Source organism: Siphonobacter aquaeclarae (genome assembly GCF_900103285.1).
Taxonomy (GTDB): domain Bacteria; phylum Bacteroidota; class Bacteroidia; order Cytophagales; family Spirosomataceae; genus Siphonobacter; species Siphonobacter aquaeclarae.
Window position 1 is genome coordinate 899,405 of record NZ_FNGS01000001.1, and the last position, 22,647, is coordinate 922,051.

General features: G+C 53.8%; 16 protein-coding genes. 12 read left to right on the top strand and 4 right to left on the bottom strand.

Going from position 1 to position 22,647, the window contains the following annotated elements; genetic code table 11:
* Positions 1–6: 6 nt before the first annotated feature.
* The 6 genes from BLR09_RS03290 (at position 7) to BLR09_RS03320 (ending at position 12,092) form a co-directional block, all read left to right on the top strand.
* The gene (locus BLR09_RS03290) at positions 7–1,314 is read left to right on the top strand and encodes a sugar MFS transporter (RefSeq protein ID WP_093197628.1); all 1,308 of its coding nucleotides are present in this window, start codon (positions 7–9) and stop codon (positions 1,312–1,314) included.
* Between the two features lie 6 nt (positions 1,315–1,320).
* Entirely contained in the window at positions 1,321–2,514 is a 1,194-nt protein-coding gene (gene nagA / locus BLR09_RS03295; RefSeq protein WP_093197632.1) for an N-acetylglucosamine-6-phosphate deacetylase, read from the top strand.
* A 10-nt stretch (positions 2,515–2,524) separates the two neighbouring features.
* Positions 2,525–3,322, top strand: a complete 798-nt coding sequence (locus tag BLR09_RS03300) for a glucosamine-6-phosphate deaminase (protein ID WP_176785431.1) — start codon at positions 2,525–2,527, stop codon at positions 3,320–3,322.
* An 86-nt stretch (positions 3,323–3,408) separates the two neighbouring features.
* Positions 3,409–4,782: a putative oxidoreductase C-terminal domain-containing protein gene (locus tag BLR09_RS03305; protein WP_093197634.1), complete on the top strand. Its 1,374-nt coding sequence runs from the start codon at positions 3,409–3,411 to the stop codon at positions 4,780–4,782.
* Between the two features lie 395 nt (positions 4,783–5,177).
* Positions 5,178–5,486, top strand: coding sequence for a helix-turn-helix domain-containing protein (locus tag BLR09_RS03315; RefSeq protein WP_093197640.1), 309 nt, complete (start codon positions 5,178–5,180; stop codon positions 5,484–5,486).
* A 1,482-nt stretch (positions 5,487–6,968) separates the two neighbouring features.
* On the top strand, positions 6,969–12,092 hold the full coding sequence (locus BLR09_RS03320; protein ID WP_093197642.1) for a hypothetical protein: 5,124 nt from the start codon (positions 6,969–6,971) through the stop codon (positions 12,090–12,092).
* Between the two features lie 176 nt (positions 12,093–12,268).
* Here BLR09_RS03320 and BLR09_RS03325 read toward each other — a convergent pair whose 3' ends face one another.
* Together BLR09_RS03325 and BLR09_RS03330 are read right to left on the bottom strand one after the other, a co-directional pair.
* Positions 12,269–13,024: an ABC transporter permease gene (locus tag BLR09_RS03325; protein WP_093197645.1), complete on the bottom strand. Its 756-nt coding sequence runs from the start codon at positions 13,022–13,024 to the stop codon at positions 12,269–12,271.
* Positions 13,025–13,029: 5 nt separating this feature from the next.
* Positions 13,030–13,950 carry an ABC transporter ATP-binding protein gene (locus BLR09_RS03330; protein WP_093197647.1) on the bottom strand — a complete coding sequence of 307 codons (921 nt, stop codon included), beginning with the start codon at positions 13,948–13,950 and terminating at the stop codon, positions 13,030–13,032.
* Between the two features lie 196 nt (positions 13,951–14,146).
* Between BLR09_RS03330 and BLR09_RS03335 the strand changes: the two genes are divergently transcribed.
* Both BLR09_RS03335 and BLR09_RS03340 read left to right on the top strand, forming a co-directional pair.
* On the top strand, positions 14,147–15,166 hold the full coding sequence (locus BLR09_RS03335; protein ID WP_176785432.1) for a sensor histidine kinase: 1,020 nt from the start codon (positions 14,147–14,149) through the stop codon (positions 15,164–15,166).
* 34 nt (positions 15,167–15,200) lie between these two features.
* Positions 15,201–15,908: a LytR/AlgR family response regulator transcription factor gene (locus BLR09_RS03340; protein WP_093197652.1), complete on the top strand. Its 708-nt coding sequence runs from the start codon at positions 15,201–15,203 to the stop codon at positions 15,906–15,908.
* Between the two features lie 146 nt (positions 15,909–16,054).
* Here BLR09_RS03340 and BLR09_RS03345 read toward each other — a convergent pair whose 3' ends face one another.
* On the bottom strand, positions 16,055–16,696 hold the full coding sequence (locus BLR09_RS03345) for a response regulator (protein WP_093197655.1): 642 nt from the start codon (positions 16,694–16,696) through the stop codon (positions 16,055–16,057).
* A 43-nt stretch (positions 16,697–16,739) separates the two neighbouring features.
* Positions 16,740–19,754, bottom strand: coding sequence for a ligand-binding sensor domain-containing protein (locus BLR09_RS03350; protein WP_176785433.1), 3,015 nt, complete (start codon positions 19,752–19,754; stop codon positions 16,740–16,742).
* Positions 19,755–20,105: 351 nt separating this feature from the next.
* Between BLR09_RS03350 and BLR09_RS03355 the strand changes: the two genes are divergently transcribed.
* The 4 genes from BLR09_RS03355 (at position 20,106) to BLR09_RS25435 (ending at position 22,619) form a co-directional block, all read left to right on the top strand.
* Positions 20,106–20,894: a hypothetical protein gene (locus tag BLR09_RS03355; protein ID WP_143011006.1), complete on the top strand. Its 789-nt coding sequence runs from the start codon at positions 20,106–20,108 to the stop codon at positions 20,892–20,894.
* 5 nt (positions 20,895–20,899) lie between these two features.
* Positions 20,900–21,178, top strand: coding sequence for a hypothetical protein (locus BLR09_RS03360; protein ID WP_093197663.1), 279 nt, complete (start codon positions 20,900–20,902; stop codon positions 21,176–21,178).
* Positions 21,179–21,217: 39 nt separating this feature from the next.
* On the top strand, positions 21,218–21,973 hold the full coding sequence (locus BLR09_RS03365; RefSeq protein WP_093197665.1) for a hypothetical protein: 756 nt from the start codon (positions 21,218–21,220) through the stop codon (positions 21,971–21,973).
* Positions 21,974–22,142: 169 nt separating this feature from the next.
* Positions 22,143–22,619, top strand: a complete 477-nt coding sequence (locus tag BLR09_RS25435; protein ID WP_093197668.1) for a hypothetical protein — start codon at positions 22,143–22,145, stop codon at positions 22,617–22,619.
* Positions 22,620–22,647 lie beyond the last annotated feature (28 nt).

Genomic DNA, 22,647 nt, shown 5'->3' on the forward strand with positions numbered 1-22,647 from the left:
CCTCCCATGCCCATCCACGCCCACCTCCTCACCAAACGTGAAACCAACCTGTCGGTGTTCCTGATCGGAGTGATGTTCTTTCTGTTCGGGTTTGTGTCGTGGGTGAACGCGATACTGATTCCGTATTTCAAGATCGCCTGCGAGCTGACGTCGTTTCAGTCGTACCTCGTGGCGTTCGCTTTTTACATTGCCTATTTTGTGATGTCGGTGCCGGCTTCCTACCTGCTCAAAACGGTCGGGTTCAAGAAGGGCATGATGTTCGGTTTCTGGGCGATGGCCACAGGCGCTTTTATTTTCATCCCTGCGGCCCTCACCCGAACGTACGCGATTTTCCTGATCGGGTTATTTACCATCGGCGCAGGCCTGGCTATTCTGCAAACGGCTGCCAATCCCTACATTACTATTCTCGGCGAAAAAGAACGGGCTGCGCAGCGCATCAGCCTCATGGGGATCTGCAACAAGGGCGCCGGTATTCTCGCTCCGATTCTGTTTGCGGCGGTGATTCTTCGCCCAACGGACACCGACCTCTTCAAACAACTCGCACACATGACGGATGCGGAGCGTGCCGGAGCCCTCGACGAGCTCATCCGCCGGGTAATCAGGCCGTATGCAGCGCTCGGAACATTTCTGTTTGCCCTCGGTATTCTGGTATACCGCTCGCCGCTTCCGGAAATCGATACCGAGCACGAAACCGATCAGGTAGCCGCCGCCAATGCGGATAAAACGAGCATCTTCGACTTTCCCTACCTGATTCTCGGGGCGCTGGCCATTTTTCTGCACGTAGGAACCCAGGTCATCGCCATTGACACGGTGATCGGGTATGCGGGGTCGATGGGTATCAGTTTGCTGGAAGCCAAGACGTTCCCTTCCTATACCCTGTTTTGCACCATATGCGGATACCTCACAGGCATTGTGCTGATACCCAGGTACATTAGTCAGCTGAACGCCCTGCGGTTCTGTACCCTGCTGGGCGGTGTGCTGACGCTGCTCATTGTCTTTGCGGGAGGTACTGTTCATTTTCTGGGCCATACTGCCGACCTATCCATCTGGTTTGTGGTATTGCTCGGCCTGGCAAATTCCCTCGTCTGGGCGGGTATCTGGCCGCTGGCGCTCGACGGGCTCGGGCGGTTTACCAAACTCGGCGCTTCCCTCCTTATCATGGGCCTTTGCGGCAATGCGCTGCTACCGCTGGTATACGGATACCTGGCCGACCGCTGGTCGCTGCGGGAAGCCTACTGGGTACTGTTGCCCTGCTATTTCTACCTGATATTTTACGCGTTCCGGGGTTACCGTGTCAAACGCTGGAAGCCCTGATCCACCATGTTGTTCAAGATCACAAACGGAACGATAATACTGCCAACGCGGTGCCTGGCGAACGGGACGGTCCTCGTGCGCGACGGCCGGATAGCCGGTGTCTTCGACAGCCGCGAAGAAGTACCCGACTGCCCTTCTTATGACGCCGGCAGCAGGTATATATCGCCGGGCTTCATTGACCTGCACGTACACGGTGGCGGTGGCGCCGATTTTATGGATGCGACGGAAGAAGCTTTCGTCACCGCAGCTGAACTCCATGCCCGCTATGGCACAACCGCCCTGGTACCCACTACGCTGACCGCCGAAAAAGAGGACCTTCTCCGGACACTGGACGCCTTCGAAGCAGCCAGACGACGCAATACCCGGGGGAGTCAGTTGCTGGGTATGCACCTCGAAGGACCCTATTTCGCAGTCAGTCAGCGCGGCGCGCAGGACCCCAAGTACATCCGCAATCCCGATCCGGCCGAATACGAAGAAATTCTGGCCTATTCTTCTTCCATTTTGCGGTGGAGCGCCGCACCGGAACTACCGGGAGCGCTGGCTTTCGGCAGACGGTTACGGGAGAAAAATATCCTCGCAGCCATTGCCCATACCGACGCGATTTACGAGGAAGTCGAAAAAGCATACGAGGCCGGTTATTCGCTGGCGACGCACCTCTACTCGGCCATGTCGGGCGTGACGCGCCGCAATGCTTTCCGCTATGCCGGCGTGATCGAAAGCGCCTACCTGCTGGATATGGATGTGGAAATCATCGCCGACGGCGTTCACCTCCCTCATCCCCTGCTGCAACTTGTTTACAAAATCAAGGGTGCCGACCGTACTGCCCTCATCACCGACGCCATGCGTGCCGCCGGCCTGCCGGAAGGCGACAGTATCCTTGGGTCCCTCAAAAACGGCTTACCCGTACTCGTGGAAGACGGCGTGGCGAAACTGCCCGACCGAACGGCTTTTGCCGGAAGCGTAGCCACCTTCAACCGCCTGATCCGGACAATGGTGCAAGTCGGCATACCGCTGCCCGAAGTCATCCGGATGGCCAGCCTCACGCCGGCGCGCATACTGGGTCTGGACCGGAGCAAAGGTTCCCTCGCTATAGGTAAAGACGCTGATATCGTGGTGTTTGACCGGCAGTTCGACGTACACGCTACGTTCATCTCCGGCCGCGCCGTTTATTCCTCCCTGTCTGAAATACATACTTCATAACCCCGTTTGCATGAATCTCAGCGATCCCCGTCCGGAACAGTTGCAGGTAGACGCCCTGGCAATCCGGCTTTTTGACGACCGCCGGCAACTTGGCCGGGAAGCCGCCGCCGCCGTTGCCGCACACATACGCGACCTTCAGACCCGCAAAGAAGAAATCAACATCATTTTCGCTTCCGCGCCCTCGCAAAATGAACTGCTGGTAGCGTTGAGTGGCGATCCGGGAATCCAATGGTCGCGTATCAATGCTTTTCACATGGACGAATACGTGGGTCTTCCGGCGGACGCACCGCAGAATTTCGGCTATTTTCTGAAGACCCGGCTGTTTGACATAGCGAAACCCAAAGCGGTCTTTTACCTCGACGGCAACGCAACGGATCCCGAAGAGGAGTGCACGCGCTATGCCGCGCTGCTCCGGAAATACCCGGCAGACCTGGTCTGCATGGGCATCGGGGAGAACTGCCATATTGCTTTCAACGATCCGTACAAAGCTGATTTTGAAGATGCAGCACTGGTCCGCCGCGTGGAGCTCGATCTGGAAAGCCGGGAGCAGCAGGTGAATGACGGCTGCTTCACGCAACTGGCCGAGGTGCCGGTCTATGCGCTCACGCTGACGGTACCGGCGCTGCTGGCGGCGCCGGCGTTATTCGTCGTCGTCCCCGGAAAAACCAAAGCGACAGCCATCCGGCAAACATTGCTGGAACCAATATCAAATGCGCATCCGTCGACCATCCTCCGGCGCCATCCGGAGGCCACGCTGTTTATTGACCGCGACAGCGCTGCCGGCTTTCTGGAAAAAACTGCGGAGTAAAAAATGAGTGGACGGCCGCCGGGAAATCGTCTTATGGAAAACAGGCACCCTTTTCACCCGTCCGTTCGCGGACTAACCTCTATCACATGCGTAAAAAAGCACTGACTGTGGCTGCATTTCTGGCGTTGGGAGCAATGATCACTTCGTGTCATCAACCCGAAACGACCACAGGAAAATCGCTCCGTCTGATTGTACTGGAACCGGGGCACTTCCACGCCGCCCTCGTTCAGAAATTCCGGCACGATGAGCTCGATTCCGTCGTCCACGTCTATGCGACGGAAGGCCCTGAAGTCAAGGATTACCTGGCGAAAATCGAGAAATTCAATGCCCGCGCTGAGAATCCGACCCACTGGGAGGAAAAGGTCTATACCGGCCCCGACTTCCTCGAAAAGATGCTGAGCGAGAAGCAGGGAAACGTGGTCGTCCTCGCCGGAAACAACCAGAAAAAGACAGATTTCATCAAAAAATCGGTAGATGCGGGCCTGAACGTCCTGTCTGACAAGCCGATGGCGATCGATGAGGCAGGTTTCGGCGTGCTGCAATCTGCTTTTGAGTCAGCCGAAAAAAACAGGGTACTGCTGTATGACATCATGACGGAGCGGTATGAAATCACCAATACGCTCCAGCGTGAACTCGCCCTGTTGCCCGAGCTGTTCGGCACACTGCAGAAAGGCACGCCGGAAGATCCCGCGGTGATGAAAGAAAGTGTGCACCACTTCTTCAAGTATGTAGCCGGCGAGCCGCTGATCCGGCCGGCCTGGTTTTTTGACACCCGCCAGCAGGGCGAAGGTATTGTGGATGTCACCACGCACCTGGTTGACCTGATCCAGTGGAGTTGTTTCCCCGATCAGGTTCTTGACTATAAGAAGGATATTCAGATTACGAAAGCGGCTCACTCCGCGACACAGATCCGTCCGTCTCAGTTCAAACTCGTGACGAAGAAGGATTCCTATCCTGATTTCCTGCATAAAGATGTGAAAGACAGCGTGTTGTCGGTCTACGCCAACGGTACCATCGACTATGCGCTGAAGGGCGTCCATGCCCGGGTGTCGGTTATCTGGAACTTCCAGGCGCCGGAAGGAACCGGCGACACGCATTACTCTGTCATGAAGGGGACAAAAGCGCGCCTTGTCATCCGTCAGGGCAAGGAGCAAAAGTTCAAGCCGGTGCTGTACATCGAGGCGGTCGAAAAATCGCCGGCGTACGGTCAGGCCGTGGCCGAAGCATTCAAAAAGGTACAGGCCCGCTATCCGGGTATCGACCTGAAAGCGGACGCGAACGGCTGGCAGGTGGTCATCGATCCAAAGTACGACACCGGTCATGAATCGCACTTCTCGCAGGTGGCCGACAAGTACATGGGCTTCCTCAAGGAAGGCAAACTACCCGCCTGGGAAGTACCGAACATGATCGCGAAGTACTATACGACAACGCAGGCGCTGAAGCTGGCGCGGAAAGAATAGTCGTTCAAAAAAGCCGGAGGAGCGAATCTTCCGGCTTTTTTCTTACAATCCGGTATTTCGGTTTACGGTTACCAATGAAACCGGGGTATTTCCCGCGGGCCTTCGCTTCCCCTTCCCGCTGATGGCCCGCATGCTGTGGGTTATGTATCTTTCCGCCTGCGGTTCCGCTTCTGTTTTAGGCAAAACACCTCAGCGTTCGGGCTCATTCTCCCGGCCTCCCCGTACTCTTTTCCTGATCCTGCGGCAGAAAGCGCCTGCTTTTGCTGTCATTTGCAAGATTCTATACCGTTCGCTCAGTTTTTGATCTGTTTTTTGCGTGAAAACACGAATCAAAGCGGCTGGACTACCAACATCCGTATATTTACTTACTTGTTAGACGTAATCCTATCCACCCCATGAATACCTTGTCTGAAAAGCTACGGGCCATCCGCACTGCCAAAGGCTACTCCCAACAATACATGGCCGAACAACTGGCCGTCAGCCGGTCGACGTACATCAGGCTCGAAACAAAACCCGAACTACTGAATATCAGCCAATTACTTCATCTTTCTCAGGTATTTGGTATTTCGCCCTCCTACCTGCTCCCGGATGCCGACGCCGGCGAGGCCCTGTACGCCCGCATGATACGCCTCGAATCGAAACTGGAGGAAATGATGCTGAAGATGGTGCTCGTTCAGGCAGAAAACCATCCGAGGTACTCCTGAAACTGCGTGTCGCTCCCCTGCCGGGGGTGCTGCGTAGTGTCTTGATCGTTATTTCTTTGTTCCGGCCGTAAACGCTCCGTTGCGGCCTTTATACGTTTGCGCGCGCTGCCGACGACCCATCTTTCGCTTGCTTTCCTTCCATTGCCGCGTCTGACACCGACAGCCGGTAGTTTCGGTCACACGGCGAAAAGAGCATTTCCTTCCGCTCAAAATCCATTTCTGGCATACCTGCGGCAAACGGGCAGCAGGTATGCTGCGTCCCGTAATACTTATCCTTCTATATCCTCAAAACAATTCGTTTATCTCTATTTTAATTTGAAAAAAAGGTAAAATAAAATCAAATAACGGCGATTTATCTGGCAATTTTTTTGTGAATTTTTCGGAATATTTATTAGCCAATTATTTCATACATATTTTTCAAATTAGTATCAGTTATTATCCATTAATATAAGATATTTAGTCAAAATTTTGATCTTTATTTTTTCAGTACTAGAACTATTTATTCGATTAATAGTAAATCTACTAGTATGTTTTTATTGTTAATCTATCTATAGCTAATTCAATTTTTTATTCTGATGACAAATGTGTTAAAAGAAGGCAGCGAGTAGTCTCTATTTTCGGCGGAGGTATTCCATCTTTTTGGTGTTTTTCTCCCCTTCTGCTGTTTTTTTTGCTTTTTAAAGCCATTCTGCTTGGATCAGGTTTCTTCTGTTTTGTCAGATTTATTTGGAAATCTGTTCGTCGTAATACGAAGCAACGTCACACAAAATAAGGATAAACACGCCCTTAAATACCCGATAAATAATACGATTTCAATAAAAGTATTTCACTGAATTGCTTTTTTGCTGTCTATACATAGATACGTTTGCTTATTTCAACACGACGTACTAATTTTGTCACGAATTAAGGCTATCGTTATGTCGATTATCATATAAAACTGACTATCTGTTGTTTGAAGGAACGTTTGGTGTAGTACAAAGCAGTTTTTCTCCCTTTGATTGACTACCGAAGGCCGCTGCCTTCCATTTAATATAGAAAAACAGGACCTGTTGCTCCGGGCAGACGATGCAGATTCGTCCGTCTGAAAGGAGGCTTTGTCCTGTCGGCGAACGAAGGGCAAAACAGTTCCGTCAACCTGGTTGGCATCGGAACGGCCTCGTTCTCCCTTTGTATCCGAATCAGCCGGGCGTGCCCGGACCCCGCACCCCGAGGGATGGATTCCATCCGCCGCTACGAAAGAGTTCGCCCAGGCTATATCCGCCAGCGTGATTTATTCTCATTTCAATTTCATGCATTATGGAAAGAATACACCCAACTCCTTTAACGAGGGAACGTACAGGCTCTTTTTCCACTCGAAAGAGGAAGCACTTCCTTCTGTCACAACTACGTATATTTTTATACGTAATCCTGCTCCTGTCGTCGGGAGCGCTGTCAGCCCAGCAAATACAATCGGGCAGCGGCGCTCCTGCAGCCAATTTCGAGGTGGCAAACGGCCCCCAGACATTTACGGTAACGGTGCTCGGCGGCCCTGCATCGTCCGGAGCACTGACGGTAACGCTGCCCACCGGCTATGTGTTTGATTCGGGCTCGGCGATCGGTTCCGGCGGCCTGACCGTCAGCCAGACCAGCGCTTCGGGAAATACTGCGTCCCTGAATCTGTCCGGCATTCCGGGTACAGGCAGCTCGGCCAGCTTTACGTTTACGGCCCGTGCTACGTGCGCGGCGATCGGGGTTTCGGGCAATCAGGCCTCGTATGTTTTCACGCCGGCCGGCGGGTCTGCGCAGCCCGAAAAGCTCAGCAATGCGTTCAACCTGGTCAATGCCAAAATCAACATCACCCAATTGGCCAATGCACCGGCTACAGCGGGGGTTGTGGGCGATTCCTACGTCCGGACGTACCGGATCAACAACAACGGGTTCGGGAGCATCGATACCCTATATGTCACCGACATCAGCGGAACCGGTGTAGAACATGTCAGTCATTCTGTATCTGCGACGAACAACGGCGCGACTGTTACCGTTGACCTGCTTTCCACGACTACATCCGGAACCAATACTACCTACCTGTACCGCTTTATTGTCAGCAACACCGCTCAGGACAACCACCTTGGGCAAAATGAGTATTTCACGTTCACCCAAAACCTGAAAATTGCCAGTTGTAACAACCTGAATACCAGCCTCAACGCCTGGTATGGAAGCAGCCCCAACCCGACGCCCTGCGTGCCTCAGAACGACACGCAGACGACAGCGCTTGCCATCAACAATGCGAAACAACCGAATGTGCAGATTTCCGCAGTTCTCTCTGCACCGGCGACCTGCCGCGGAGTGCCGGTAACACAAACGATCAAAGTTGTCAATAACGGCACCGCGACGGCCACCGACGTTCTCGTCCGGCTTTATCACACCACAGACAGCCCGGCGACGGATGCCCGTTCCCAGATCGGGTATGTTCCCGGGTCGTTCCAGTACAAGATCGGGGCATCGGGTACGTATGCGGCTGTTCCGAGCGGAGCGGCGTCCGGCGTTACCCTGACCAATCCGGTCAACTACCTTACGCCCAGCTGCCTGGGTTCTGCGGCGCCCAACGGCCTGGACGTCGTCATCCCCGCGCTTGCCCCCGGTCAGGAAATCTATTTCCAATACGATGAGCTCAACTGCTGCTACACGGAATGCGCAGGATCCACGATTACCGGTAGTTTTGCAAAGCTGAAGTATTCCAATCCCTGCGGTACCGAGGTCGTCAATAATATAAGCTCCGGCGGTTTCGTCGCGCTGAGAAACTCGGTATTCGTTTCTGCTACGCTGGCAACGGATTTCCCGACGGACATGATCCAGGGAACATCCTATACCCTGAAATGGCAAACAGTCGGCGCTGATTATCCTACATCGGTATATACAAACGGAAGTACAGTCCGGTATGAAATCACGCTGGCGCCGGGCATGGTGTACAACGGCGGAGCCATCACCATGCTGGCCAGAGACGGCAGCACCGCAACCCCTGCGTCTGTCACGCAGACCGGTAATACCCTGTCTATTTCGTTTGTAACGGGTACGGGCGGTTTCACAACGACGAACGCACACCTGAAAGCGGTTCTGAGCATTCCCGGCATCACGCTGGACTGTTCACTACGGACTGCCGGAGCCGGTAACAACGTGACCACCAAGCTGTTTTACAAAGGCGTTTCCTGTAGCTGCGAGGAGCAGGTTGCCTGTCTGGATCAGCCGATTGCCCTGCATTGTCCGTCGCCCTGTGACGCCGGAATGGTCAATGACAATTTCACCGTTGTCCGGCGAAACTACGGCGCTCCCGACAACGCCAACAACGGGACTGCAAACGGCGCCAGCCTGAGCACAAATGTGCACAGAAACTGGGTTTCGCGCGGCGATACGCTTGATTTCACCTTCTACGGAACGGTGGCCGACGCCGGATCAGCCGTCCACCATTTCAAATACGGCTATGCAAAATTCACCATTCCGAATAGTACCGCTACCCAATTTACCGCGCTTTCGGCAACGGTGAAGATCACCGACGCGACAGGTACCGTCACCAAAGTCAACCTAACCAACTTCCCGGTCTCCTATACCAGCTCGGGCAGCAGCGGCACCGCGGTGGTGGATTACAGCATCGACAAGCTCATCACCGCCGGTGTAAGCGGTTACACGGAGTTTGTGAATACCGACAAAGTGACCATTACGCTTTCGCTGAAGGTGAGCAACGGCATCGGCGCCCAGCTGACGAGCACCGTTGTCAGCACGGACTTTTACCTGAGCGATGCCGCCAACCCTACCGGAAGTGTTACAGCGGATAAATGGGCCTGTGACAATTTCTCAGGTGTCTACACCCTGGTGGGTTTGACGACGTACTACAGCTCGCGGTTATTCACCGGAAATGAATGCAATACTGTCACAGCGACCGGGCGCGCGGGCTCCATTGTAGGAGATAATGTCAACACCGGAGGTCCCGGAGGGGATTTCTATACCGATGAATACCGTCAGCTGGGTGTTCCGGGAAATTACAACATCACCGTCCCGGCCGGATACACGCTGGAGTCAATCACGTTTACTTACTACCGAGGAACGACCAACTACGGCCAGACCTCTGCCTTTATCACGAACCCGTCTCCGGATGCCGTCTCCGGTCAAACCTACACCTACAACATGCGTAAGCAGTTCGTAGATCAGGGAGGACCGTGGGCGTTGCCGGACGAAGGATTCTATGTGGATTTTTCAGCTGTGCTGCGACCCAGCTGTGAATCGGTCAACAATGCGCCCGTCACCTTCACTATGCAGATCTTGCCGGGTACAGCGCTGAACGAAACGCTGCCAGCGGCGAATTTTACGCCGACTTCTACCAGCAATTTTATCTCACTGACGAAATCCAACCTGGTTGTTAACGCCAATTCACCCATTCAGACGGTTAACGGGAATACGGTTACCTGGGAAATTCAGGTAGCCAATACCCAACCAGGTACCTCTCCGAAGGTATGGATGGCAGAAAACAGCGGCAGCACCAATGGGGTTACGATCCAGTCGATCGAACCGATCAACGCTTTTGGCGGGACGGTCTCGGGCGCGGCGCTTTCTGCGGTCGGCGGTATCTATCAGCTGGGTACGTACGGGCAGGAAAGCCGGTATTACCGGGTAACAGCGACGTTCACCAACTGCGGTCAGGATGTTCTGCCGCTGGCGGTTGGTTATGTCTGCGGTAATTATCCGGCTTCGATAGATGCGGCGGCGTGCAGAAATGTCACCAACCTGACCGTGATTCCGACCGACGCGAACCTGCAGGTAAGTCTGATCGGGCAGCCGGTTCCCACCTATCCGGACGGAACGAACGATCTCTGCGGCGAGCTGGAATACACGGCTGAGGTGAAAAACCCCGCACAAGGAACTGCCTACGATCTGACTTTTACCGTGAAAAAGCCGGCCGGCGTAGCGTATATCGCCAACAGCTACCAGCTTTCTCCGACGATTCAGCCGGCTACGGCGACGTTTACCGCTGTCGGAAATGATGCGACCTATGTTTCGGAAACGGCAACGGATCTTACGTTTACCATTCCGGCGTCCGTTGTGGCAAATCTGCCCTACAACGCGGGATACACCATTCGTTACCGCGTCCGGACGGTTGCCTGTGATTTCATCAGCGGCACCAAGATGACGTTGCAGGCGCTGGGTGAAAACGGTTGCGGTTCTGCCATTAACGGAACGGCTCAGCAAACCCAGACGATCCGCATCAAGGGAGAAAACCCCAATCCGAACGTTTATACGATTACGTCGTCGGTGTCGGGTCCGGTAACCTGCTCGTCTTCTCCGGTAACTTATACCTTCTCGGCGAAAAACGAAGGTCCGGTCGCTACCTATGCCGGAGAGACGGTCCGTGTCACCCTCGAGAAACCCTTTACACTCGGGGCGGTTACGGGTATTTCCAACTTCACTTCGGGAGCTGCGCCGACGGTTACTTCTGACGCGACCTCGACGACATACGTCTGGACGCTTCCGTCAGGTGTCGCCGCAGGCGAAATCATTTCGTTCTCCGCGCCGCTGACCACTGCCGGTACTCCCGCCTGCGGACAGTTCCCCGTGAAAGAGCTGATCGCTTACACGTTTACCAGTACCTGCGCGCCGTCGGGCCCGACCTGTACCGGATCGCTTCAGGCCGAAGGGGAAAACGAGGCGACGGTCATCGACGTCACGAAGCCGGCATATGCCATCAGTGCCTTTACCGGCGCGGCGAGCGCAACGGGCAGCAACGTGGTCGGAACGCTCACGCTGACGCACACGAATACCGCGTATGTCTCGCAGAATGCGGTTGTTTCGCTCTTCAAGGATGCTGACGGTAACGGGCAGTACTCTTCCGGAGACGTGCTGCTGGGTTCTCAGACGTTTGCCGTCGCCAATACGGCCAGTCAGACGTTCAACTATGACATTGCTTCGTCATACAAAGGCAATGTCTGCCCGATCGTGGCAGTAGTGGATCTCACCTGCGCCTGTGCTGACTCGCTTCAGTATGCGTATGCCTGTAACATTCCGCTGCCGGTTTCCCTGGCCTCCTTCACGGCTGCGGCGGAAGGCCGCTCGTCTGCCCGCCTGAACTGGGTAACGGCCTCCGAACTGAACAATGCCTTCTTTGAAATCCAGCATTCGCTGAATGCCCGGGATTTTGAAACGGTGGGTCAGGTGGCAGGCCACGGTACGACGCAGCAAAAGCAGTCATATACCTTCCTCAATGAAGGTTTGGATGCCTCGCACATTCATTACTACCGCCTGAAGCAGGTAGATGCCGACGGGAAGTTCCAGTATACCAAAACCGTGTCGGTTGTACTACCCGGCTACGGCGGGTTGAGCCTCCGGGTGACCCCCAACCCGGCGACGGGCCATACCATCCGCGCGTTGGTCGGTTACGACGACGATCAGCTGGCTACGGCAGCTGAACTGGAGTTATTCACCGTCAGCGGGCGCTCACTCCTTGTCCGCCGGCTTAACCTGACACCGGGCGGGAACGAAGTGCTTTTGCCAGCCGATTCGTATCCGGCAGGCACATACCTGATATCGCTGCGGCACGAGTCGCTGAGTCAGCCGATTACGGTACGTGTTGTGATACGGTAAGCTAGTTTTTGGTTGAAAGGTCGATTACAGTAAACGTGGAGGCATGATGCCTCCACGTTTCTTTTTTGGGTACCCGCTCCTCTTTTTTTCAAAACTGGTGACCTTTATTCCCGGTCCTGCTAAAGTCGGCAGGTTAAGTCAGGTCATATACAACAGAATAGCGAAATACCTTCGACTTAAATGCGGTCGGGAGCGCTATACTTTCCTGCCAAACCGACCAGGCAATACGTTACTATCCCAAGAAGGATGAAAATATACTGCCAGTTATGAACGTCAATTGAACTATTGAAAAACGAAACCGCCCATAGATAGGGCGACGCCTGACTGACCGGCCAGGACCGGGAAATCGCTCCTGTCATGGTAATAAGCAAGCCCATACCAGCCGGAATGAGAAAGGAACTATACCGAAAGCCGAGGAAAAACTGAATAGCGACAACGCCAAGTCCGGCCAGAAAACATCCGGAGCAACCTTCGAGTAACACGCGGTGAAGAGAGTAGAACTGAAAATCCAGAGACGGGCGTGCGATCCCAAGTAACCAGCCGCCGCTTTCCGCCATTCCCCACAACAGTATATGGCTGAAAAAAACAATCGCGGTGAAAAGGAGAAACTTGACGAAATAAACTACTGCACGGGGTATCGGAAGACTATATACCATCTTCCACATATCCGCGCGGTGTTCGATGGAATGAAACAATGCCGAGAGCAGGCTGACGTAAATCGGGAAGACGAATAATGTCCAACCGATGAGTACATGACCGGTGAAGTCAATCCAGGGATTTACACCCCTGACGTACATACGGTCGCCGTTGAGAAACGCCGCCAGCCAGGCCGTGATCACAACGAAAAACGGAGCAATGGCAGCCAGCCAAATCACACGGGTACCTTTCAGTTTTCGTATTTCCGCCGTGAAATGAGTAAGAAAGGAAACCATCGTTTTTAAAGATTGATACGTGAGGGATCTGCTGTCATTGAAAAAAAAACCTCTTCCAGGGTTCTTTGCTTTCTGTTTAGTTCGTAGACGCAAAGACCTTCCTCCAGGAGCAGGCGATTGATACGATCAATCTGATGTTTTTCAGCGACTGCGACGAAAAGCCGATCCTGGGTAATTTCCGGGATTCTGAAATTCGCGTTTCGGAGTATTTCGGCGGCATGCAGGTTGTTGTCTGTTTCGATCGCCAGCTGCAAGGGTTGCTGTTCGTGCAGTTGGGCAAGCGAACCCTGAAAAAGCAGACGACCATCGTGAAGAATTGCCAGGTGAGAGACCGTTTTTTCTATTTCATCCAGCAAATGACTGGATACAAAAACCGTCTTGCCATGATGTTGGCAAAGTGCCAGGAGCAGCTCCCGGATTTGTCGTATTCCGGCCGGATCCAGCCCATTGGTCGGTTCATCCAGAATTAACAGCTCCGGATTACCGATCATGGCCATGGCAATACCAAGCCGCTGCCGCATTCCCAGCGAATATTCTCCTGTTTTTTGACGGGCCTGTCCCGATAATCCAACAATCTCCAGTACTTCTGCCAGTTGCCGTTTGTCCGATTGGCGGGCTGATCGGATAATTTCCAGGTTATCATGCGCCGAGAGATGCAGGTACAATGCCGGTGATTCGATCAGCGCTCCGGTTCGGCGCAGAATGGATTCGCGACAGGAGCGTATGTCCTGTCCAAATATTCGAATAGCGTTGTTTTGACTTTTCAGCAGTCCGAGGAGCAGCCGGATAGTTGTCGTTTTACCGGAGCCATTAGGTCCCAGAAAGCCAAAGAGCGATCCGGAGGGAATTTCAAGTGACAGGTCGTGCAATACCTGCTGTTTCCCGAAACAATGGCTGAGCTGACTAATTTGAATGATCGGAGTCATGTGAATGGTTTTCCGAAACAAGCGGGAAGTAAACCCGCAGAAGACAAAAAATAGACCGGAGTCTGCTGATCCGATGTGGAAGAGCCGGGCGGGCGGACGACGGCTTTCGTCGGTAACAATGGGCTATTCAAGGCGCGTCAGGAGCGTTCTACCCTATTTCGGACAAAAGTGTACCCGTCATTTGTACCTTACTGCGATGAAGGCTCTTCGGGAACTGATCAGGCCGGCAAACCGCCTTGTCCTCTGTCTGCATTTTGCCGGGTGGACGCTGTACGGGATCGTGATTTTTTACATGGCTGCCTACCATGGCATACCGGTATTGCTGGCACACCCGGGCGTGCACCTTCTGGGGCAGGTCGCGATTTTTTACGCCAACTATAGCTATTTTATTCCGAGGTTGCTCGGTCGCGCGCAGACAGGCCGTTTTCTTTGGACAAACCTGGGTTGTGTGCTGCTTCTTGAAAGCCTTACCATCGAAGGATACCATGTAATCAGCAGATTATACCCATCCGAACTCCGGCCTGAACGGACGTTGCCCTACCACGAGCAATTTGTCCTACGTTTTTTTGAGCTGGTATTCTTCGTTATACTGGCAGCTATTGTCCGATTTACGAAAGATTGGTTTGTTCATCAGCAGGAAGCGCGGGAATCGGAGAACAACCGGCTTCGGTCAGAACTCGCCATGCTGAAAGCACAGATACAGCCGCATTTTCTATTCAATAGCCTGAATTCACTCTATGCGCTGTCGCTCCGCCAGGCACCGGAAACACCTCAGTCTATTCTGCATCTCGCCGGATTAATGCGCTATATGCTGTACGAATCTGCCGACGGTCAAATCTCCCTGGAAAAGGAAATAGAAGTCATCGGCAGGTACCTCGACCTGCAAAAGCTAAGGCTTCCGCCCGGATATGAAATGCAATTCTATGTGGAAGGAGATCCATCTTCGGTTCGATTGGAGCCTTTGCTTTTGCTGCCTGTCATCGAGAATATATTCAAACATGGAGAGAATCCGATATCGATCGGGCTCCGGGTATCCGAAAGACAGCTCTCCCTGCATACGTGCAACCGTATCAACGGACGAAAAACAGACCTGCCGGGAGGAATCGGGCTTGCCAATCTCCTGAAACGCCTGAACTACCTGTATCCGGACCGGCATAAATTGCTGCTGAAAGAGCAGGATGGCCGTTTCCTTGTTACTTTGATTATCGATCTGTAAGAAGCTTTGCTCTCAAACGTTACACATCTATCAAATGATCCGATGTCTCGCTGTAGACGATGAACCACTGGCACTGGAAGTTATTGAAGCATATTGTGCAAAAGTTCCCAATATCCGGTTAATAGACCTGTGTCGCGGACCTATGCAGGCGCTTCAGGTACTGGCACACACGCAGGTGGATCTGTTGCTGCTGGATATAGAAATGCCCGATCTTTCGGGGCTGCAGTTGCTTCGTATGCTGAAAAACCCGCCGTTGGTAATCCTGACAACGGCTTATCAGGAGTTTGCGCTGGAAAGCTATGAAGTCAACGCGCTGGATTACCTGTTGAAGCCTGTTCTCTTCGAGCGATTTGTCCAGGCCATTCACAAGGCACAGGAGAGGTTGGCTCCTGTGGCCGGGGCGGAATCTCCCGTACTTCCCACAGTGTTTCCGGCTAAAAGCCTGTTTATCAAGAGTGAAGGCAGGACTATCCGCCTTGATATTTCGGACATCCTGTATGTTGAAGGCCGAAAAGACTATGTGATGATTTACACGTCAGAGAAGAAGTGGATCACGCAACTTACCCTGGCCTGGATTGAAGAGCGGTTGATTTTGGAGGGTTTTGTCCGCGTCCATCGCTCTTATATTGTCGCTATTCACAAGATAGATCTGCTCGACCGGAACAGTATTCAAATCAATGGGAAACTCATTCCAATCGGCGATTTTTACAGGGAGAACTTGTGGAAGCTGATTCGCGGGTAACTTACCAGTACTTCCGGGTTAGCTGGATGAAAGAGACGTGAATAACTTCCTCATCGCAGATCCTTTCCTCCTCCGAAAACACAGGCCAATTCAGACGGAGAAAACCGTCCAAATCCATCTATTTTCGTTAGAAACGCACTTTTTCGTTAAATCAACCGCTCCTTCATCGCCTTCAACACCGCTTCAGTTTTCGAATTAACCTGTAGCTTATCGTATATATGGCGGATGTGCGAACGGACGGTATCGATGCTGATGAAGAGTTCGTCGGCAATGAGTTTGTAGCTATACCCGGCAACCAGGCCTTTGAGTATATCCTGCTCGCGCGCGGAGAGGTTGTATACATCGGCGCGACTGACGCGCTGCTGCTGAAAATACTGCAGTACTTTCCGGGCGATGTTGGCGGTCATTGGCGATCCGCCCTGGTGAATATCGAAGATCGCGGCGATGATTTCAGAAGGCGGCGTATGCTTGAGCAGGTATCCGCTCGCGCCGTTCCGCAAGGCTTCAAAGATCTTTTCTTCATCGTCAAAGACGGTTAGCATCAACACCTGAGCATCTGGTTTCCAGGATTTTACCTGCAAAACTGCTTCGATACCGCTGATTCCCGGCAGGTCAATGTCCATCAGGACGACGTCCGGCTTTAGCGTCCGGATTTCTTCCTCCAGGTTGAGGCAGTCGGCAAACGCTCCCAACAGCTCCAGCCCGGACGTTGCCTGCAGCAAAAAGGAAATACCCTCCCGCAGGTTCCGGTTATCTTCGTAGTAAATGACGCCGACTGATGTTTCCATGCGACAAAGGTAAAAGGCTTGCCTTCAGAAATAAATAGCATAATCATGTGAACGGCATGCGGAGCTCAATGCGGGTGCCTTCGCCCGGCGCAGAAGTAACCGTCAGCGTACCTTTGATCTCCTTTGCCCGCTTTTCCAGGTTCGGCAGACCGTTGCCTGTCCGGATCGTTGACCGGTCGAAGCCCTTTCCGTCGTCGCGGATCGTCAGCGCCAGCCGGCGGTACGATGCCGAAAGACTGACTGTCACCTCCTTACACTCCGAGTATTTGACGGCATTATTCAGGGATTCCTTGAAAATCAGGTAGATATTTCGTCGCTGTTCGACGTTCAAGCGGGTTTCGCTGAATTTCTCCGAAACGTCCATCCGGAACGCGATACCACGTGCTTCGGTCATCCGCAACCCGAACTCACGCATACGCGTCACGACGTCCTCCAGGCTGTTGTGGCGTGTCTGAATGGTCCAGATAATATCCTGCATGGATTCCGACAGAGCCGTCGCGCTGTGACTGATCCGTTGCAGCAGCGGCAAGGCTTCGGGTACTTTCCCGTTGATCTGCGCCTGGGCAACGTCGGAGAAAATCCGGATACTGCTGAGGGTGGAGCCCATGTCATCATGCAGGTCGGTCGCGATCCGTTCACGCACGGCTTCCAGCCGCCTGCGTTGTCCTTCCCGGTAACGATATACCCCATACGCGAGGCCGGCAAGCAACAGGATACCCAGGGTACGGAACCACGTCGTTTTGTAATACGGGGGAATGATCCGGATTTCAAGCTGTGCCATCTGGTCGTTCCAGCGTCCGTCGTTATTGGCTGTACGCAGGCGGAAGGTATAAGTCCCGGGTTCGAGATTGGTATAAGTCGCCGTCCGGGCAGACGTCGTCGTCCAGTCCGTGTCGAAGCCGTCGAGGCGGTAGGCGTATGTGTTTTTTTCGGGTTGACTGTAGTTCAGTCCGACGAAAGACAGGGTAAAGGCGTTTTCCTCGGGCCGGATCGTTACCGCCTCGCCGGCTACAATATCCTGATGACGGTTGCCGATGCGGACGTCCGTCACCACCGGTACCGGCGCTACGGGATTCGGCCGCACCTGCTCCGGCAGGAAGTAGTTGATGGCTTCCGTAAACCCGACAAAAAGCTCGCCGGTCGACGCCCGCGTGATCACATTACTCGACGCATTACCGAATAATCCGTTGTCTTTCCGGAAATAGCGGAACGTCTGCGTCGCCGGATCCAGGCGATGGAGGAAGTTGTCGGTCGTCATCCACAACCGTCCTTCCCTGTCTTCTTCGATACCGTGGACATAGTCAGACTGAAGACCTTCCTTGGCCGTATACACCCGTGTCACCCGGCCGTCCAGATCTGCCCGAAGTACCCGGCCGGCATCGCTTACCCAGAGATTCTCCTCCGAATCGATCTTGAGGGCTGTCTGCATGAGATCCGACGGCATAAATGCCTCTGAGATCCCCGTCAGACGTATTTCGCGGGAATAGGTACGGGCGGCATCGAGGCGAAAAAGCCCGCCCGACGTCAATACCCAGAGCCGCCGGTAGCGGTCTTCCGTCATCCGGTATACCTGAAACCGCTTGCCGATGCCATACGCCTGGCCCGGAAAAGTCCAGGCCCGGATACTGCCTGTTTTCGGATCGAGAACAAACAGGCCATCGTAGGAGGAGCCGAGCCAGATCATGCCGGCTTCATCCTCCAGAATCGCAACAATCCGGTGCTGAATACCGGGGGTATGGTAAAAATCCTTCCAATGCCGCCAGTGTTGCGATGCCGGATCCCACTCGTCCAACGCGCCCTTGGCGGCTACATACAGCTGCCCGCTGCGGCTTTGCAGCACGTCAATGATTTCATTGTCCGAAAGACCTTCGTTGAACCAGGAAAAAGACTGCTTCGCCCGGTTCCAGATCAGCAATCCCTTTCCCCATAAACCGATAAAAAACCGGGCAGGGTCGGTGCGATCCTGCCGGATGGCGGTTACGATACTGAACTGGCCGTAGAACGACAGGGAAGCTTCCTCCTTTTTCGGAGGGATCAGAATACGTTTGAAGAAGATCGTCATCGGATCGACCTTTTCGATACCCTGCTCGGTTCCAACCCAGATCATGCCTGTCTGCCGGTCGGCATAGAGGCAAGTTACCTGGCTGTTATTATGGCTGAAATCATCGCGGGAACGCTGGACAAACTGCTCGGTACGCCCGCTCCCCGGCAGGTAGAGAAAGAGTCCGTTGGTACCGCCGCCGCCAAGCAGGAGCCTGTCGCCACCGGGCGCTTCATATTCCAGCACGCAACTGGCAAACGGAAAGGTACCGGGTACAGGCTCAAAATGATCCTTTTCGAAGGTCAGCAGACCCGCTTCCCAGGTAGACAGCCAGAGCTTCCCCTTGCGGTCTTCGTACAGGGATTGAGCCAGTACATTTGTCTGAAGATGGGTAATATCGCGACCAAGGTGGTAGGTGTATGTTCCCGTCGCGGGATCGAGGCGGTAGAGGGCGCCGTACTGCATAGCCCAGATACGTCCGGCCCGGTCGGGAAAGATCCGCTGTACTTCGTGGCGGGAAACGGGGTCACCCAGACAGGGAAAAAGCCGAACGCGGAGTGTCGGCAGGTGAATCCGGTATACATGCTCCAGCGTTGAAAACCAGGCATATTCCCTCCCTTGAAGCATGAGCTGGGAAACGACCGGCGCGTGGTTTTTATCCGGTAGCGCAACGGACTGAAAGCGCTCGGAACCGGGGTGAAAGCGGCAGAGACCACTTTGAGTCGACACCCATATCCATCCATCCGCATCCTCCGTGAGTCCGAGAATCTTGTTTCCGGCGAGGCCGTTGCGACCGTCTTTTTTGAACACCTTGCACGAAATACCGTCGAACCGGTTGAGCCCGCTCGCGGTACCGAACCACATGAACCCGCGCCGGTCTTTCAGCATGCAGGTGATGTGATCGTTTGACAGTCCGTTTTCGGATGTCAGGTGTTGAAAGGAGAAGTCGGATGCCTGCTGCGCATAGCCCGCAAGGGCGGTGATCAGCCAGAGTCCGAGGACAGATAAAAGGCGCATCCCGGGGTTCAGATTCTGCATATAAAGGTACAGCGGAAGGTTATTTTGTCGAAATCCCGGTTGCAACCACTTCCTAAATTCACATAAACATGCGATGAAAAACGCATAAAAAAGCATTCGGAGGCTTCCAACCTTACCGCTTATCCGGTGTCTGCGCCGGTCATTGAGGTACTTGGCGGGCACATTACCGTTCGCTCAATGCGCTTTCCGATGACAGGATTCACACGCTTATGCGATTGAACGGTAGGCCTTTCCCACCCCAATTTTGCAACGTCAACCGGCAAACGAAATCAGGTCGCCACCCGCTTTCACTCCGGATTACGGTCGCCCCCCGGCCATTACACACACGCCATGAAACACGTATTTATTTGCCTCATTGCCCTGGTTATGGGCGCCTGCCATTCCGACCCGGTTCGTCCGCAGGAACCCGAAGAACCTCAGAAACCGGCGAAACCCCTTAAGCAGCTTCGCCTGGATTATGCCGACACAGACTTCCAGGAAGTGGAGTATGACACCGCCGGCCTGCCGCAGCATTACGTTTCCCAGTACCTGTATATTCAGGGAACGGGCGAAGTAAAACGACTGGAATTTACCTTTAAATACGGACCGGACAAACGATTGTATCGCCTCAACGGCAGCGACGGCAGCTATACGCAATACATGTATGAAGGAGGGCTCGTCGCCCATGCCGAACGCTACGACCAGGCCGGTAAGCCCCGCTCTCTTGTGACGCTCCGGTACAACACAGCCAATCAGCTGACAGAAATGGAAGAGGCTTTTTATGCCGACCACCGCAACGTCAGAAGCGAGTACCAGTATGATGCCAACGGCAACCTCTCTCAACTCAAACTAACTGAACGAACGGGAGAAACCGCACCCTGGCAACCGACGTTCACCTTCTTCTATTCCGGGTACGACGACAAGAAAAACCCCGAAAACCTCTGGGCCTGTGATCCGCTGATTCCCCAGATAAAGCTGCGGCAGAATAATCCGGGACTGGAAGTAGTACACGACCGGGTCGGTGAGACTTCCCGCAAGCAGCATACCTATACCTATTCAGCGGAAGGCTATCCCTTAACCCGGACGACTACTGCTCCCGGCGGTACGTTGACCACCCGATACAACTACGTGAAGCACTGACCGATATGAAAGGCATCCTCCTACCCTTCCTGCTTCTGTCCGGCGTAGCGTCGGCTCATACCTGCCAGCCGGTGTACTGGGTTGTGGAATCGGTCAGGCAACCGGATCCCGTTTCCATCGTCCGGTTCTATTCCGCCTCAGATCGGGTTATTTACGAAGAAATCATTCCCGGAACCCTGCTCGACGTCTCCTCTCCCCGGGTACAACGTCACCTTTCCCGGACAGCCAAACGACTGTCACGCTACCCGCAGGGAACGGGCAACTTACTGGCGTGCCTTCGCTGACAAGCTCTCAACTTTCAACGTATAATATTATCCGTAATCATGAAAAACCGCCTGTTTAGCCGCCTGGTACTTGCCGTCACAGCCTGCGCTGTGGCGGGAGCCGCGGTGCTTACCATGAGTTTCCGGCCGGCCGGATTGATTGAAGATCTGGGAATTAGCGAATCTCAGGCCCGCAGTCAAATCTGGGACAATTTCAACCGGCAGTCCTTTTATGTTACCGCTTTCCGGTCGCTGAAAGGTATTGCCGGAGGCAGCCGGGCGTCAGTCGCCAAAGCCTACTGCGCGTACATCCGGACCTATGTAGAATCCGATGACTTCCGGCAGCGATATGAAAAATACCGGCTCAGCATGCGTCCTACCGGTACACCTCAAACCATGCCGGAAGAAACAAAAAAAGAGCTGCGCAAAATCTATACCGAGACCATTCAGCAGTACAGGGAATCATTGAAAACCGCCCCGGCAAACCTGAAAGGAGTATACCAGAAGGGACTGTCCGATACGCAGAAGCTTCTCACCGAACTCGATGATCCCAACCCCGATCTGACGCGCTGGAAGAAGGAATATCCCGAGTCAGCGAATGCGCCACTGAAAGCCTATCTTGAGAAATTCCTCTCCGAAACAAAAGACATAGACTTCAAGGCAGCGCTCAAATCCGCACCGGGGGGAAAAATGAAGTTCGTCAACCCGACCTATGAAACGCGGCCTTCTTACTGGAAAATGTGTTTTCGCGCCGGCCCGGAGGCTACTGCTGCGGTCCGCCAGTATGTAACGGAATGGCACGCCACGCTTCGATGAGCCTTCAACCTAATAAATAGTGAGTACCGTTTCACCCTTCGGGGCGGGACGAAAACGGTCCGGGTCGGCGGCAACGCCGCGCTGCGGTTCATGGCAGAAACCGGCTTTCACCGGTGGATACGTTCAACCTTCCTTTTATCTGTTTCATTTTTTTACCCTTCAAACACGTATGAAAACCCGATTCCTTATCCTCGGCCTTCTGATCGCCCTCGTCGCCTCCTGCAAAAAGGATTCTGAAAACTCTCCCTCGGGAGGCGGCCCTGCCTTCGTCGGAAAACGCCTGCAACTGACCTCGCTCGTGATGGATCCTCCTATTGACATCAACGGCGACGGAAAACCTGATCCGGAAATGATCAGCCTGCTCGATGATTGCGTAAGAGACAATGTCCTGATTTTCAAATCAGGAGGCACTTTTTCCGGTGAAGAAGGCCCGAAAGCCTGCTCCGGAACCGAAGATCCCGTCGTCGAAGAAGGCGCAACCTGGAGCTATGACGATGCGACGAAGACCATCCGTCTGACCAACCCGGACAAAACCTACGAAGACTGGAAAGTCGTTGAGTCGAACAACCAGCGTCTCAAAATCCAGTACAAAGAAGTGGACAACGGCCAAACTACGACGTTGACCATGACCTGGACCGTTCTTTGATTCCGAATTGCCGGAGGCGTTTGCCTCC